Genomic DNA, 14,312 nt, shown 5'->3' with positions numbered 1-14,312 from the left:
GCTTCCGGAAGAACTGCACGAGGTGATTATCCGCTGCGCTATTTCCCGTTCCCGGCGTACTCCGGATGCCCTCCAGGAAGGGCTTGTTCTGTTCCTATCGGGATGTAGGGCGAGACGAACAAGGTTGACGGTTCTGCTGTCTCGTCGTACCCGGGGGAGCGGATGACGGCGAACTGGAAGCCCTGGGCGTCGCCGTTCTGCTCCAAAACGTATCGTTTCATGATGTACGCCGATAGCAACCGGTATCCGGTAAGTTGCGTGATAAACGAGAAGCTTTGATTCATGAAATGAAGTATCTCGTTGATCGCGTCGAACACAGACTTCTCTGTGCGCCGGTCGGCATACCACAATATGTGGACTGCTTTCCTCTCAGGTATGGTGCTTATGGATTTCCAGGGCGTTGTTTCACCGCCCCGCTCCAGTACGCGGTAGACGAGGCAGTGGTCGTGTGTCGCGGGGCGTGGCGCGAAGAACCGCCAGTTCGGCAGGAAGGACAGGATGTCCTTGTCCTGCAATCGCATGAAGGCCGGGCTGTAGTGCTGGTTGAGGATGGTAGTCACCACGAGCACCGCACCGGCGGTCCTGGTTGTGCTCCCGGGTCCTGTCACGAGTCCCCTGATGTACTGTCCCGCTTTCACGTTGTCTGCTCCTTCGCCGGCTCGTCTCGGGAAGCTGTGGCTGCCGCCTCAAGGAAGCCGGCAATACGGGAAGCCAGTGGAACCGCGTACTCGGCGTTGGTGAGCAGGGTCTCGTGGGCTGCGCGTTCGATGACCGTTGATTCGACCAGACGCTGCTCTCCGCGATGCGCCTGGGCGATCTCATGATGCATGACCAGCTGTTCCGGATCGCGGTCGACGGTCTGCTGCGCCGAAACGACCAGGGCGGGCGTTTCAATGGGGGGCAGATCCCCGCTGAACGTCCGGAACTCGGCAAGCACCGCGTTCCACTCACGCCGTGCCGCCGTCCACGCACGTGTGTCCGCGTACTGAGCGAAAGCCGGCGACCGGTACGCAGGGGGGAGCGAAGCCACACCCTTGGCGGGAATCATCACCAGCCCCGCGCCCGCGCGCAAAGACCAGATCATCACCGTCATGGACTCCCGTGCGTCCCGCGCTGTCTTGTCCTGCTGGGGGGAACGGCTCAGTTCTGCCGGGTGGGAGGAGTCTAGGTAGACCACGCTGTGTATCCGGTCCTGTAGCCGGTGCGCGGCGCGTCGCGCTATCTCCCCGCCCAAGGAGTGGCCCACCAGTACGATCCGGCGCCCGGTGGGAACTGCCTCGTCGACCAGATCGTGCAGGTCGTCAACCGCCTCATCCAACTTGAACGGCGCCTTGCTGTGCCGGTTACTTCCGCAGTATCCGGGCCGGTCGTAGGTGAGAACTCCGTATCCCGTCTCTTTGGTCATATACTCGGTGATCCACGCGAAGTACTCAGACGGAGTCCCCAAACCGTTGCAGAAGATGAGGATCGACTTGTCCTGGTCTCCTTCGGACAGCAACTCGTAGCGGAGAACGTTCCCATGCCGTGTGGTCACGGTGCGCGCCCCGGGCCGGGGTTGCCGAACGCGCATCCGGCGCTGTACGGCGACCACAGCGGAAGCCGCCGCGGTCACTAGAAGAGTCGTTCCCGCCAGTACGGCAGCACGGTCATCGCGTCCGGATATCTTCGGATGGCTCGTGGGTGCCGCGGTGTACAGGACCGCCGGATGCATGGCGGGAAACGAGGTGGCAAAGCGCCCCAGGCCCATCGCGAATCCGTTGGCGACGTGGAAGGCCACAGCACTGGATATTACGGGGCGCGCCAGCCTTCCTCCCGCGAGATACGCGACAGGGAACAGGCACTCAAATGCCAGTACGCCATGGGCCAGCGCACGGCTGGCACGAGGGTACTTGCGGGTGAGCCTGAACGCTGTCTGATTCCCGTACGTTTTCGTGCGCAGCACATCACCCAGAGCGGATCCATCCCGCCAGGGCTTCCCCACCAGCTTGAACCATCCTGCCACCACGTACGACAGGTTCGACTGCAAGGCCATGTACCACAGGGCCGCATCCTTGACCTGCGAGGTGTTGGAGAGTCTGGCGGCGCCCGCGGCCATCTGCACCAGCATGGTCACCTGGTCCGATCCGTCTGTGCCGTAACGGTGCCGGGGGTAGAGCAGTGTTGTCGTCGTGCTCAGAAAGAGACTCCCCGCGCCGCGCCACCGGCTCTTTCCAGGGAGGAGAAGCCCTGCGCTTATCACGGCTTCCGCCACGTGCACAGCGGTGGTGACCTGTTCGCTACTGAGCAGGTCCAGAAGCTTTCGGGTCACAGGGGACGATGCCCTGTAGTAGTCCTTTGTGATGTCCCAGTCGTTCAGGCCGCCCTTTTTGAGCTGGCGCCGTTGCGTAAGGTATTCGAGGGATGAGGTTAAGGTCGTTGCCGCTGCAAGGCGTTCGCCCACTCCTATGGCTGTCTCCCTGGACACCGGCCAGGGTTTGAAGACATCCACCGCGATCTTCCTGAGTAGACTCATACTACCTCCACCGTTTCTTTCTTCCGGTCGGTGATGTCCCGCACATCGGCTTGGCTCGCACATGCGCGCGGGCCAAGCCGATGTGTATCCGAGTTCACCAGCGGTACGTGATCCGGTATGCCACCGCACTGTCCGGAAAACCGTTCCTGTTTTCGCGCATAGGACCGTCGGAGGGAATTCCCTGCCGATTACCGAAAAGCGAGAGTCGATGGCGGGATGTGCCGATTCGGGCGATAACGGCTAGAAGCCGATGAAGCACCCCTGGCTGTTCGCGTGGACATTCACGTCAGAGCTGAGCGTCGAGGTGATCACCGGCGCCACCTCCTGCATGGACTTGTTGGCCTGCTCGTCCATGGGAAGCGTGAGCGTGGAGTTCGCGAACACTTCGATGCTCTTCATGTCTTCCATGTTTGCTTTCCTCCTGTATCGATTCCTTCCCTGGCTCAGGATGTGCGCCAGGGATATACCGCCCTCCACGCCATTACGCGTGCAGGCGGTAGCATGAATGACGGCAGTGAAGATTCCCAGAACAGTTTCCGGCCTGCCGAGGTGACCGATGTGGGGCTGAGAAGGCAGATTTGCGGCTACGCCCCCGCTCCAAGATGACCGGACGACTGCGACGGTGGATTCGACCGCTGGTCCGCTGGCAGCGCGCAGGCGTGTGTGCCCCCCGGCATCCGCTGGCGATTGTTCGCGATGAGCCGGTACACACCGTGTGCGATCCAGCGCAAGGGCGGCAGAGTGAGCAGTGCGCCAACGAGAGTCCATCCCCCGCCCGCGCTCATGAGCACCTTGGCCGCCGCCTGCGCGCCACCGTATACCGTCCCGGTCGGGGTGACCCACACCAGTTCGTATTCAGCCTGCCGCTGGGTGACGCCGAGGAAGCCGAGATCCGCTGATTGCCAAGGGGTGATCTCGCACGAGAGACGAAAACGCCGCTCGGCCAACATGACCGAGGTGGTGCAGAAAGCGCAGTCTCCGTCGTAGACGAGCACAGGTCTAGTCCGCATGGTGAAAGTCATGCCGTGTGTGGCCATCTGTGTGAAGACAGCCACGCGCCACCCCTCGCCGCACCGTAATGTACCGGCACTTGTCTCTTAGCGGCAGCTTCGCGTGCTGAGGACCTGGCCGTGCCCGAAACTGGCCCGCGAGGCCATTGCGTGGGGGCGGTGGCCTTCTCGCGACGGCCCTGACCATCTAAATTCACCTCCACTAAGGAAGAATGAAATGCAGTAGGCGACTGGCGCTGCGCACTCTGCCATCACTGGACGGCGTCAAAGCTAAGTACGGCCGATGAATTAACGATGAAAGAGCAGGTGAGGCACGACACCGGTATCGGCGTGGTGCAGCCTGATGAGGCTCCCTGCCGCCGCAACATTGCATCACCGCGGCTACTAGATCCGTTCTTCGCGCATAGTTTTGAGTGCCGGGGTGACTGCGCCGGGGGTAGGTCGCTGGGGTCGGTGTGGCTGTCATATCGGGCCAGCCCCGGCGTGCGGCGCGCGGCCTTGGCCACCGTGGCGGGCAGCCGCTTCTCCACGAACGTGCGGACTTCGAAAGACCCGCCGGGCCAGCGCCGAGAGGCCCGGCAGCAGCACCCGGTTCCGTCGCAACCGCCCGACTGCGTGGTTGCACGGCGCCACCGGCTCCTCGTCGAACTCAAGGAGCCACAAGCCAAGGACGCCGAAGAACGCGCCCAGTTCACGGCGGACGTCGAGGGCCTGGTCAGGGTCGTCCACCAGCTGTCGGGTGGTTCTCCTGTTGCTGTGACTGCTCCGGCCAGGGGAGACCCGCCCCGCACCGGGGTGTCACCGCAAGGCAGCGGCCCCCGTCTCGTACATCTGGCTGCGTCTGTACGTCGTGACGCCCCGAGGCCAGAGCGAGGAGCCGTATGCCGCGCAGCCGGTCCGCCCGTTCATTCCCGGCCGTGCCCTGGTTGCGGCACGCGGTCGGTAGCCGTCGGGGTCCGTGGAATCGCTCCGCGATGACGCGTGCGGCTGTCGGCCTTGGCGGGCCGGTCGCCGTGGGGGTGATGTGCGGGCGTGGGGATCTGGGGACGCTGGTGGCCTTCGGGGTGTTCCCGGCGATCCTGGCCGATCAGGTCGGCTCGTATCGCAAGCGCCTGGTGCGTCTGGTGCCGCAAGCCTTCGCGAACGCCGCCGGATGCCTGCTCGGCACCCTGCTGGCCGGGTACGGCTGGATGCTGGTGGCCGTACTGACCGCATTGGCCGTGATGGCGGGAGCGGTGAGTCGGATCGGCTCGATCACCTCCACTTGGGGCATGAACGCCCTGGTGGCGGTGGTGATTTGGAGCGGGGTGCCGTCCCCCGAGCCGGGCTGGCTGACCGCGCTGCTGCTCCTGGCCGGCAGCCTGATCGTCGCCGCGCTGGCGCTGGCCGCCTGGCCGCTGCGAGGGCTCGCGCCGGAGCGAGGGGCAGTCGCGGAGGTGTACGAGGCGATCGGCGACACCCTGGCCACACGGGATCGGGACGCGGCCGAAGCGGCGGCGGGACGGGCGCGCGCCGCCTTCAAGGCAGCGTATGAGATGGTGATCCTGCACCGGCCCCGCCCACCCCGTAAGGGCGGACCGGCCGGCCGCCTGGTGACCGTCCTCAACGCAGCCTCCCCGCTCCTGGAGACTGCCCACGCCCACAGTCACCACCCCGCAGCCCACGCCCCCGAGCACCTGGCGATGCTGCGCGAAGTGGCCCAGGCGGTACGCGAAGGACGGCACGCCATCCCTCCCAAGAACCTCCCCAAACCCCTGGGCCCCACCCAACAGGCCCTCGCGCGCGGCCTGTCCGAGGCGGCAGCCGCCACGCGGACCAATGCCAACGGCGCTTTGGTGAACGCGCAGCTCGGTATGCCCGAGGACGCCTGGCGCCTGCGCGGCGACGCCCGCAAGATCAGAAGCGTCCTACGGTCCGGCCCATCGTGGACGTATGCGGCAAGCCTCGGCCTGTGCGTGGGCATCGCCGCCGCACTCGCCCGGATCCCGGCGCTGGAACGCTCATACTGGATCGCGCTGACCGTGGTGTTCGTCCTCAAGCCGGACTTCGGTTCGGTGTTCGTACGGGCCCTGCTGCGCGCGCTCGGCACGGCCCTGGGGGTCCTGATCGCCGCAGCCGTGATCGGCTGGCTGCCCCGCAGCTGGACAGACGCGGTGGTACTGGCAGCCCTCGGAGCCTGCCTCTCCCTGGGCATCTTGTGCAACTACGGCTGGCAGACGGCATTTCTGACGGCCGCGATCCTGTTGCTGACCGAGCGTCTCACCTCCGCGGGCGCAGGCGCCCTGGTGCCGGTACGGATGCAGGAGACAGCGATCGGGTGCGCCATCGTTCTCGTCTTCGGCTACCTGCTGTGGCCCGAACACCGGGGCCGGGCGCTGCGCCAGGCCACTGCCGACGCGTACGAGGCGATCGCCGCCTACCTGGCCCTGCTACCCGGCCCCACACCGACCGGCTCACGCGAACGGGCCCTGCGCCGCCGGACGATGCACGCGGCAATCGGCCATGCCCAGTCGGTCCTGGACCAGACCCTGGCCGAGCCCCCTATCAGCCACCGCGCGGCCCACCTGGCTCCGGTGGTCGCCCAGACCGGGCGGGTGGCGGCCGCGGTAGCCGCAACGATGACCTCGGTGGACGGGGGCGCAGCACCGCCCACACCCGACGAAGTGACCGTACACACCGGTGAACTGCACTCCCTGACACACTGGTTGCGCGGCGCGCAGCCACCGAAGACGGTCACGCCACCCCACGAAGACCGGCCACTCGCCCCCCTCACCGCCGCTCTCGCCGAGACCCACGCCCTGCTCGCCGCCGAGACCGCGGCCCAACCGCGCGAGAAGGCACATACGGCGGCCAGGTGGCACTGGATGGCGGTCGGAACCAACGGCGAGCGAGGCTGGTGGAAGTGGCTCATGACCCGGGTACCGCCGCTGAAACGCTGGTGGGAGGCCCGTCAACCCGACGGCAAGTGATGTTGATCGGGGGACTCGTGATGCCCTCTACAGCCGGGCGAATTGCGGACGGCAGAAGCGTCGCCCCGACCTCTGCACCATCGCCGCTCGCCTGTGCCTCAAGCTCGGCGAGGACGGCCTCGTAACGATCACCGCGGACCGCGCGCCGCGCGCTGAACTTCGCACGCATTGGCCGGAGATCCGCTGACGATCGCCGAAGGCCCACGGGAAGTCTCCAGCGCCTGGCGGCACCAGGGCCATCTCGCACGCGCCACCGACATCACTCTCCGCGCCGCGCAAGACGTTCGGGCCGACGGCGAAACCCCTGAGCCGACGCGACCGGCAGCAGGAAGTTCGCTCCCTGCGACCGCCGCGTACACGGCGTGGACGAGGAGGTATTCCGCATCCACGGGCGGTACGGCGTGGACTACCCGGAGAACACGCACTTCGAGCGGGAGCGGCCCGTGGTGGAGGCGATCCGGCAACAGGTTGCCAGGGAGATCGAGGCGGGCAACGACGTCGTTCTGGACCATGGCCTGTGGCGTCGCGCCGAACGCGATGCCTGGCGGCAGACCGCCGTGGAGGCCGGGCGCGCGCCCCTGTAACGCCAGATCCTCGGGTGCGGACAGGTCGGCAGGCTCGCCACCGCGGTGGCCGGCGAGCAGCGGTGCCGCCTTCGACCCGTGCACCAGGATCGCCGTGACCGGGACAGCCCCAGCCCATCGACGCCTCGTGAGGCGCCGCCCCAGCCTGTCATGCCGCCTGCACCCAAGCGCCAACGGCATCGTCGAGGGAGTTCGCGGTGGCCGACCGGCCCGGACGGGGACGGCCGCAGTGGGGCGTTGAGGGCTGCGTCCGCGCTGTCGAGAGACACCGAGACTCCCTCCGTCGATGTCGAGCTGGAAGAGCCACCGGGCGAGGCCGGCCGGGTGAGCGGCACGCCGTTGGTCGCGGCGACGACCTCGCACTGGCATCCCACGGCTTGCGGCGATCCCGCAGCCGCCACCTGCTCGGCGATGTGGGGGCTGGGCGAAGATCCGCCTTGCCCCCGGTGCGTCGACGGGCAGGCCCCGCCTCGCTGGAGCTCCGTGCGGGGCTGGTGGAGCCGTCTCACCTCGTCTCACACATCTCTCACACACGAGAGCGCACGGGAGCACGCGAACACCTCTGACCTGGATCTTCGCTGTCGCCACGGACCTCGCTGGACCAGGTGGACATTACATAGGCTAGAAGCATGGCCTACGAAATTCCGGTGACGCAAGCCCGGGCCGAGCTCGCGGATCTGATCAACCGCGTCGTCTACGGCGGCGAGCGGGTGGTCGTCACCCGCCACGGCAAGCCCCTGGTGGCGCTGGTGTCCGCCGCTGACCTGGAACGACTCGAAGAACCGGGGCGCCAGGAGGAGACCGGGGAGCAGCCCGAGGTGATCAGCACGGTGTCGTCCGTGCGGTCGCTGTCGTCCGCTCCCGGTGAACAGCAGCGCTTCGGCATCGCGGCACAACACCGCGACCCGGCCGCCGGGGATCGGCGACCGGGTCGGGAGAAGTGACCGCGGGGCGGCCGACGGCCGCGCGGGGCGGCGGGTGTCGGCGCGCTCGCGGCGTCAGGAGCTGAGCTGCCAGACGGCGTTGGCGATCGCGTCGGTGTGGTTGTGCAGCGCGGTGTCGTCGATGTTCTTGGACGTGTCGCAGGAGCGGTGGTAGCAGGCGTCGAACGCCTTGCCCGCGGTCCCGCCCCAGTTCTTCGCCTGGGCGTCGGTCTTGATGTAGTCGGCGCCGGAGAAGAGCCCGCCGACCGGGATGCCGGCGTTCTGGAAGGAGGCGTGGTCGGAGCGGCCCGCGCCCTCGGTGTCCCATTCGGTGGCGATCTTCTTGGTGGCGAACCAGTCGGTGAAGACCTTCGCCAGCTTGTCGTCGTAGTGGTAGACGAAGTAGCCGGGGTTCGGCGAGCCGATCATGTCGAAGTTGAGGTACGCGGAGATCTTCGACTTGTCGGCGCCGAGAGTGTCGACGTAGTGCTGGGAGCCGACCATGCCGTCCTCCTCGTCGCCCCACCAGCCGAACCGCAGGTGCTTGGCGGGCTTGAGGTGCTCCCGGGAGACGGCCAGGGCGACCTCCAGGATGCCGGCCGAGCCGGAGCCGTCGTCGTTGATGCCCGGGCCGGCGTCGACCGAGTCCAGGTGCGAGCCGACCATCACCGTCGAGTCCTCGGCGCCGCCGGGCCAGTCGGCGATCAGGTTGTAGCCCTTGGCGCCGCCGCTGGTGAACTCCTGCACCGCGGTCTTGAAGCCGGCCGCGTCCAGCTTGCCCTTGATGTAGTCGACCGACGCCCGGTAACCGGCCTGCCCGTGGGCGCGGTTGCCGCCGTTGGCGTCGGCTATGGACTGGAGCTGGTCGAGGTGTGCCTTGATGCCGGCCACCGGGATGTCGGGCGCGCCCTGGGTTGCGGGGGTGGTGGCCTGGGCGATCGCCGCGGTGCCCAGCAGGGCGGCGACGGCGGTGCAGGTGCCGGCGGCGAGCGCCGCCCGGCGGATGCGGGTAGAGCGAGTCACGGAGGGCTCCGATGCTGTTGTGGGGGGTGTGAAGCGCAGCGGAATTGTTGACGCGGGCATGAGGATCGCGATCGCGTTGGAAATCCGTCAAGGGCGGATACCGGACACCCGCGTTCGTGCAACGGAATGCATGCCTGCTTTGGGGGAGATGATCCCGGTTGATTACGCGGCATCGTTTCCGGTATTCCGTATTTCGGAAGGGTGTTGGGGTGTGGAATTCGCCACCCGGAATCCGTGCGGCCCTCGGCCTCGAAGGTGGGAAGGCTGTCGCCGTGGTGCCGGTTTGCCGCCGGTAACGCCTGGTGATTTCCGGCGTGTTACGTCAGGGGTGACAAGGGCCGTGGAATGCGCCGCTCGCTGTAACAGCGTCGAAATCTCGCCCAACTAGACTTCCGCGATGAGGAAGTTGATGGTCAAGTGCTGAAAGTCGGTTTGCTTCGCCTTTAATCACTGTGTGGTACATCTAACGAGACGGGTGTGCCCACGCCTGTGACCTGGGTAAATGCGCCGGGCGAAAACCTGTGAGGTGGAACGTATGCAGCTGACCCCGCATGAGCAGGAACGGTTGTTGATTCATGTGGCGGCAGACGTGGCCGAAAAGCGACGGGCCCGGGGTGTGAAGCTCAACCACCCCGAAGCCATCGCCCTGCTGACGGTACACATCCTCGAAGGGGCCCGCGACGGCCGCACCGTCGCCGAGCTCATGTCCTCCGGGCGCAAGGTGCTCACCCGCGACGACGTCATGGAAGGCGTCCCGGAGATGATCCACGACGTCCAGGTCGAGGCCACCTTCCCCGACGGCACCAAGCTCGTCACCGTCCACGAACCCATCAACTGACCGCGGGAGAGCCGAACATGATCCCGGGACAGATCCTCCACGCCGACGAGCCGGTGCGCCTCAACGAGGGCCTCCCCCGCACGCGCATGACCGTCCTCAACTCCGCCGACCGCCCCGTCCAGGTCGGCTCCCACTACCACTTCGCCGAGGCCAACCCCGGCCTCGACTTCGACCGCGCGGCCGCGCACGGCAAGCGGCTCGACGTCCCGGCCGGCTCCGCCGTGCGCTTCGAACCCGGCATCCCCACCGAGGTCGAGCTGGTCCCCATCGGCGGCAAGCGGATCGTCGCCGGCCTGCGCGGACAGGCCGGCGGTGCCCTCGATGTGAGCGACGCGCCGGCGGCGACCGGGCCCCAGCCGTGGAACGACCCGCACCGTCGCCCGGCGGGCGAAGAAGGAAACGGAGTCCGAGGTGCCTGAACTGACCCGCCAGGAGTACGCCGACCTCTTCGGCCCGACGGCCGGCGACCGGATCCGGCTCGCCGACACCGACCTGGTCATCGAGATCACCGAGGACCGCTCCGGCGGCCCCGGCCTGGCCGGCGACGAAGCGGTCTTCGGCGGCGGCAAGGTGATCCGCGAGTCGATGGGCCAGTCCCGTGTCACCCGCGCCGAGGGCGCCCCGGACACCGTGATCACCGGTGCCGTGGTCCTCGACCACTGGGGCATCGTCAAGGCAGACGTCGGCATCCGCGACGGCCGGATCACCGCGCTGGGCAAGGCCGGCAACCCCGACACCATGGACGGCGTCCACCCCGACCTGGTGATCGGCCCGGAGACCGAGGTCATCGCGGGCAACGGCAAGATCCTCACCGCCGGCGGCATCGACACCCACGTCCACTTCATCTGCCCCCAGCAGGCGGACGAGGCGCTGGCCGCGGGCATCACCACCATGATCGGCGGCGGCACCGGCCCCGCCGAGGGCAGCAAGGCCACCACCATCACCCCCGGTGCCTGGCACCTCGCCCGGCTCTTCGAGGCGATGGACAACCTGCCGGTCAACGTCGGCCTGCTGGGCAAGGGGAACACAATGTCCCTGCCGTCGATGCGCGACCAACTGCGGGCCGGCGTCCTCGGCTTCAAGATCCACGAGGACTGGGGCGCCACCCCCGCCGTCCTCGACGCCTGTCTGTCGGTGTGCGAGGAGAGCGGCGCTCAGCTCGCCATCCACACCGACACCCTCAACGAGGCCGGCTTCCTCGGCGACACCCTCGCCGCCATCGCCGGCCGCTCGATCCACGCCTTCCATGTCGAGGGCGCCGGCGGCGGCCACGCACCCGACATGATCGCGATGGTCTCCGAGCCCAACGTGCTCCCCGCGTCCACCAACCCCACCCGGCCGCACACCGTCAACACCGTCGAGGAACACCTCGACATGCTGATGGTCTGTCACCACCTCAACCCCGCGGTCCCGGAGGACCTGGCCTTCGCCGAGTCCCGGATCCGGCCCTCCACCATCGCCGCCGAGGACATCCTGCACGACCTCGGTGCCATCTCGATCATGTCCTCCGACGCCCAGGCCATGGGTCGGATCGGCGAGGTCGTGCTGCGCACCTGGCAGACCGCGCACGTCATGAAGCGCCGCCGGGGCGCCCTGCCCGGCGACGGCCGCGCGGACAACCACCGCGCCCGCCGCTATGTCGCGAAGTACACCGTCAACGCGGCCCTCGCCCAGGGCATCGACCACCTCGTCGGCTCGGTCGAGAGCGGCAAGCTCGCCGACCTCGTCCTGTGGGACCCGGCGTTCTTCGGCGTCAAGCCGCAGCTCGTCATCAAGGGCGGCCAGATCGCCTACGCGCAGATGGGCGACGCCAACGCGTCCATCCCCACCCCGCAGCCGGTCCTGCCCCGCCCGATGTTCGGCGCCTTCGGCAAGGCCCCCGGCAGCAACTCGGTCAACTTCGTCTCCCAGCAAGCCCTGGAGGACAACCTGCCCGAGCGCCTCCCGCTGGCGAAGTCCTTCGAGGCCATCCGCTCCACCCGTGGCGTCACGAAGGCCGACATGCGCAACAACGACGCCCTGCCGCGCGTCCACGTCGACCCCGACACCTTCACGGTGACCATCGACGGCGAGGTGGTCGAACCCGCCCCCGCCGCCGAACTGCCCATGGCCCAGCGGTACTTCCTCTTCTGACCTGCCGACCGTGCCGGCACCGAACGATCCGGAGCACCACCGATGAACCGCGCCGCGCTGCTCGTCCTCGCCGACGGCCGGTTCCCCGCCGGAGGGCACGCCCACTCCGGCGGCGCCGAACCGGCCGTCACCGCGGGGCACATCAAGGACGCCGCCACCCTGGAGACCTTCTGCCGGGGCCGGCTGCACACCGCGGGCCTGGTCGCCGCGGGCCTCGCCGCCGCGGCCGCGGCCGGCCTGGACCCGCTCGTCCTGGACGACGCCGCGGACGCCCGCACGCCCGTCCCGGCGCTGCGCCAGGTCGCCCGCCGGCTCGGCCGGCAGATGATGCGGGCCGCCCGCGCCACCTGGCCGGGACCCGAACTCGACGCGCTGGCCGCGGCCCGCCCGCGCGGCGCCCACCAGCCCGTCGTCCTGGGTCTGGCCGCCCGGTCCGCCGGACTGACGCCCCTGGACGCCGCCTACGCGGTCGCCTACGAGAACGTCAGCGGCCCGGCCACCGCCGCGGTCCGCCTGCTGAGCCTGGACCCCTTCGACGCCACCGCCGTCCTCGCCCGCCTCACCGGCGACCTCGACCAGGTCGCGGAACAGGGTGCCGAAGCGGCGCGCCGCGCCGGCACCGAAGGACCGGACGCCCTGCCCGCCGCCTCCGCGCCGCTGCTCGACATCGCCGCGCAAGCACACGCCGCCTGGCCGGTACGGCTCTTCGCGTCCTGACCTTCCGTCCGCCCGCCCACCGCGCCGCGCACCCCGCGGCCGTACGAACCACCGGAGTGACCATGCACCTTGACCACCAGGACGGCTTCCCCGAGCGGCACACGTACAGCGCCGCCGCCCCCGTGCGTGCCGACGGAAGTCGGCGCGCCCTGCGCATCGGCCTGGGCGGTCCGGTCGGCACCGGCAAGACCGCCACCGTCGCCGCCCTGTGCCGGGAGCTGCGCGACGAGCTGTCCCTCGCCGTCGTCACCAACGACATCTACACCCGCGAGGATGCCGAGTTCCTGCTGCGGGAGGCGGTGCTGCCGGCCGAGCGGATCAGGGCGGTGGAGACCGGAGCCTGCCCGCACACCGCGATCCGCGACGACATCTCCGCCAACCTCGAAGCCGTCGAGGACCTGGAGGACGAACTCGCTTCCGGGGGCGCCGGCCCGCTCGACCTGATCCTCATCGAGTCCGGCGGCGACAACCTCACCGCGACCTTCTCCAAGGGCCTGGTCGACGCCCAGATCTTCGTCATCGACACCGCCGGCGGTGACGACATCCCGCGCAAGGGCGGCCCCGGCGTCACCACCGCCGACCTGCTGGTCGTCAACAAGACCGACCTCGCCCCCTACGTCGGCGTCGACCTCGACGGCATGGCCCGCGACGCCAAGGCCCAGCGCGGCGACCTGCCCGTCGCCTTCACCGCACTGAAGCAGCCCGGCGGTGTCGCGCCGGTCGCCGCGTGGGTCCGGGAGCGGCTGGCGGACTGGACCGCGGCCCCGGCATGACCCGCACCCTTCCCCGTCCCACCGCACCGCGGGCCGCCCTTCCGGCGGGCGGCCTGCGGGCCACCGCCCGTATCGCGGCACGGGCCGACGCCCGGGGCGTCAGCCGGCTGCCCGTCCTGGACGGCGGCGGCCCGTTCGCGCTCCGCCGCGTCCAGTCGCACGCCGACCAGGCCCGGGTCTGTCTCGTCGGGGCGATGAGCGCCCCGCTCGGCGGCGACCGGCTGCGCATCGAGGCCACCGCCGAGGCGGGCACCTCGCTGCGGATCACCGCGGCCGCCGCGACCGTCGCGCTGCCCGGCCGGACCGGCGACCCCGCCACCTACGACGTCCGTCTGACGGTCGGCGACGGCGCCCTGCTGGAGTGGCTCCCGGAGCCGCTGATCTCCGCCGAGGGCAGCGACCTGCGGATGACCACCACCATCGACCTCGCCCCCACCGCCCGGCTGGTGTTCCGCGAGGAGCAGATCCTCGGCCGCACCGGCGAGCACACCGGCGCCCTCCACAGCCGCCTGACGCTCCGTCAGGACGGCCGTACGCTGCTCGACCAGGAGACCGCCTACGGGCCCGGAGCGCCCGGCTGGGACACCTCCGCGGTCCTCGGCGGCCACCGCGCCGTGGGGCAACTCCTGCTCGCGGGGCCGGAGTTCGGCGACAAGCCGGCCGAGGTCCGGCTGCTCGGTGGCGCGGCCGGCGCGGTCGGCGACCGCGCGGGCCAGGGCGTCCTGGCCCCGCTCGCCGGGCCCGCCGCGCTGGCCACCGCGGTCGCCCCGGACGGCCTGTCGCTGCGACGGCTGCTGGACGCCGCGGCGGCCCGCTGAGGAGGCCGCCGC

At 69.2% G+C, this 14,312-nt stretch carries 14 protein-coding genes; 9 read left to right on the top strand and 5 right to left on the bottom strand.

The features are described 5' to 3' along the window. Positions 1-38: 38 nt before the first annotated feature. The 4 genes from ACRAS8_RS03185 to ACRAS8_RS03170 all read right to left on the bottom strand — a co-directional run bounded on the left by ACRAS8_RS03185 (position 39) and on the right by ACRAS8_RS03170 (position 3,522). Positions 39-638 carry a hypothetical protein gene (locus tag ACRAS8_RS03185; protein ID WP_438484217.1) on the bottom strand — a complete coding sequence of 200 codons (600 nt, stop codon included), beginning with the start codon at positions 636-638 and terminating at the stop codon, positions 39-41. Beyond that, positions 635-2,512 (bottom strand): alpha/beta fold hydrolase, encoded by a 1,878-nt coding sequence (locus tag ACRAS8_RS03180; protein ID WP_438484216.1) that lies wholly within the window; start codon positions 2,510-2,512, stop codon positions 635-637. The genes ACRAS8_RS03185 and ACRAS8_RS03180 overlap by 4 nt, the downstream gene beginning before the upstream one ends. Positions 2,513-2,752: 240 nt before the next feature. After that, complete coding sequence (locus ACRAS8_RS03175; protein WP_438484215.1) at positions 2,753-2,920, bottom strand: hypothetical protein; 168 nt, start codon at positions 2,918-2,920, stop codon at positions 2,753-2,755. A gap of 176 nt (positions 2,921-3,096) precedes the next feature. Further along, a complete protein-coding gene (locus tag ACRAS8_RS03170; protein WP_438490335.1) occupies positions 3,097-3,522 on the bottom strand; it encodes a thiol-disulfide oxidoreductase DCC family protein in 426 nt (141 codons plus the stop codon). A 974-nt stretch (positions 3,523-4,496) separates the two neighbouring features. Between ACRAS8_RS03170 and ACRAS8_RS03165 the strand changes: the two genes are divergently transcribed. The 3 genes from ACRAS8_RS03165 (at position 4,497) to ACRAS8_RS03155 (ending at position 8,019) form a co-directional block, all read left to right on the top strand. Beyond that, positions 4,497-6,491 (top strand): FUSC family protein, encoded by a 1,995-nt coding sequence (locus ACRAS8_RS03165; RefSeq protein ID WP_438484214.1) that lies wholly within the window; start codon positions 4,497-4,499, stop codon positions 6,489-6,491. A gap of 362 nt (positions 6,492-6,853) precedes the next feature. Beyond that, entirely contained in the window at positions 6,854-7,075 is a 222-nt protein-coding gene (locus ACRAS8_RS03160; RefSeq protein WP_438484213.1) for a hypothetical protein, read from the top strand. Positions 7,076-7,704: 629 nt separating this feature from the next. Beyond that, entirely contained in the window at positions 7,705-8,019 is a 315-nt protein-coding gene (locus tag ACRAS8_RS03155) for a type II toxin-antitoxin system Phd/YefM family antitoxin (RefSeq protein WP_438484212.1), read from the top strand. A gap of 54 nt (positions 8,020-8,073) precedes the next feature. Here ACRAS8_RS03155 and ACRAS8_RS03150 read toward each other — a convergent pair whose 3' ends face one another. Beyond that, positions 8,074-9,021: a M28 family metallopeptidase gene (locus tag ACRAS8_RS03150; RefSeq protein WP_438484211.1), complete on the bottom strand. Its 948-nt coding sequence runs from the start codon at positions 9,019-9,021 to the stop codon at positions 8,074-8,076. A 535-nt stretch (positions 9,022-9,556) separates the two neighbouring features. Here ACRAS8_RS03150 and ACRAS8_RS03145 point away from each other — a divergent pair. The 6 genes from ACRAS8_RS03145 (at position 9,557) to ACRAS8_RS03120 (ending at position 14,300) form a co-directional block, all read left to right on the top strand. After that, positions 9,557-9,859 carry an urease subunit gamma gene (locus ACRAS8_RS03145; RefSeq protein ID WP_026248132.1) on the top strand — a complete coding sequence of 101 codons (303 nt, stop codon included), beginning with the start codon at positions 9,557-9,559 and terminating at the stop codon, positions 9,857-9,859. A gap of 17 nt (positions 9,860-9,876) precedes the next feature. Further along, positions 9,877-10,278, top strand: coding sequence for an urease subunit beta (locus ACRAS8_RS03140; protein ID WP_438484210.1), 402 nt, complete (start codon positions 9,877-9,879; stop codon positions 10,276-10,278). Beyond that, entirely contained in the window at positions 10,271-11,992 is a 1,722-nt protein-coding gene (locus ACRAS8_RS03135) for an urease subunit alpha (RefSeq protein WP_438484209.1), read from the top strand. Before ACRAS8_RS03140 ends, ACRAS8_RS03135 begins: the two co-directional genes overlap by 8 nt. Positions 11,993-12,034: 42 nt before the next feature. Beyond that, positions 12,035-12,709: an urease accessory protein UreF gene (locus ACRAS8_RS03130; protein WP_438484208.1), complete on the top strand. Its 675-nt coding sequence runs from the start codon at positions 12,035-12,037 to the stop codon at positions 12,707-12,709. 62 nt (positions 12,710-12,771) lie between these two features. Beyond that, on the top strand, positions 12,772-13,482 hold the full coding sequence (ureG, locus tag ACRAS8_RS03125; RefSeq protein ID WP_438490334.1) for an urease accessory protein UreG: 711 nt from the start codon (positions 12,772-12,774) through the stop codon (positions 13,480-13,482). After that, on the top strand, positions 13,479-14,300 hold the full coding sequence (locus ACRAS8_RS03120; protein WP_438484207.1) for an urease accessory protein UreD: 822 nt from the start codon (positions 13,479-13,481) through the stop codon (positions 14,298-14,300). The genes ureG and ACRAS8_RS03120 overlap by 4 nt, the downstream gene beginning before the upstream one ends. Positions 14,301-14,312 lie beyond the last annotated feature (12 nt).

The organism is Streptomyces sp. S186, assembly GCF_051603415.1.
GTDB lineage: Bacteria > Actinomycetota > Actinomycetes > Streptomycetales > Streptomycetaceae > Streptomyces.
The sequence above is the reverse complement of the archived record's forward strand: the minus strand, read 5'-3'. Positions and strand labels throughout refer to the sequence as shown.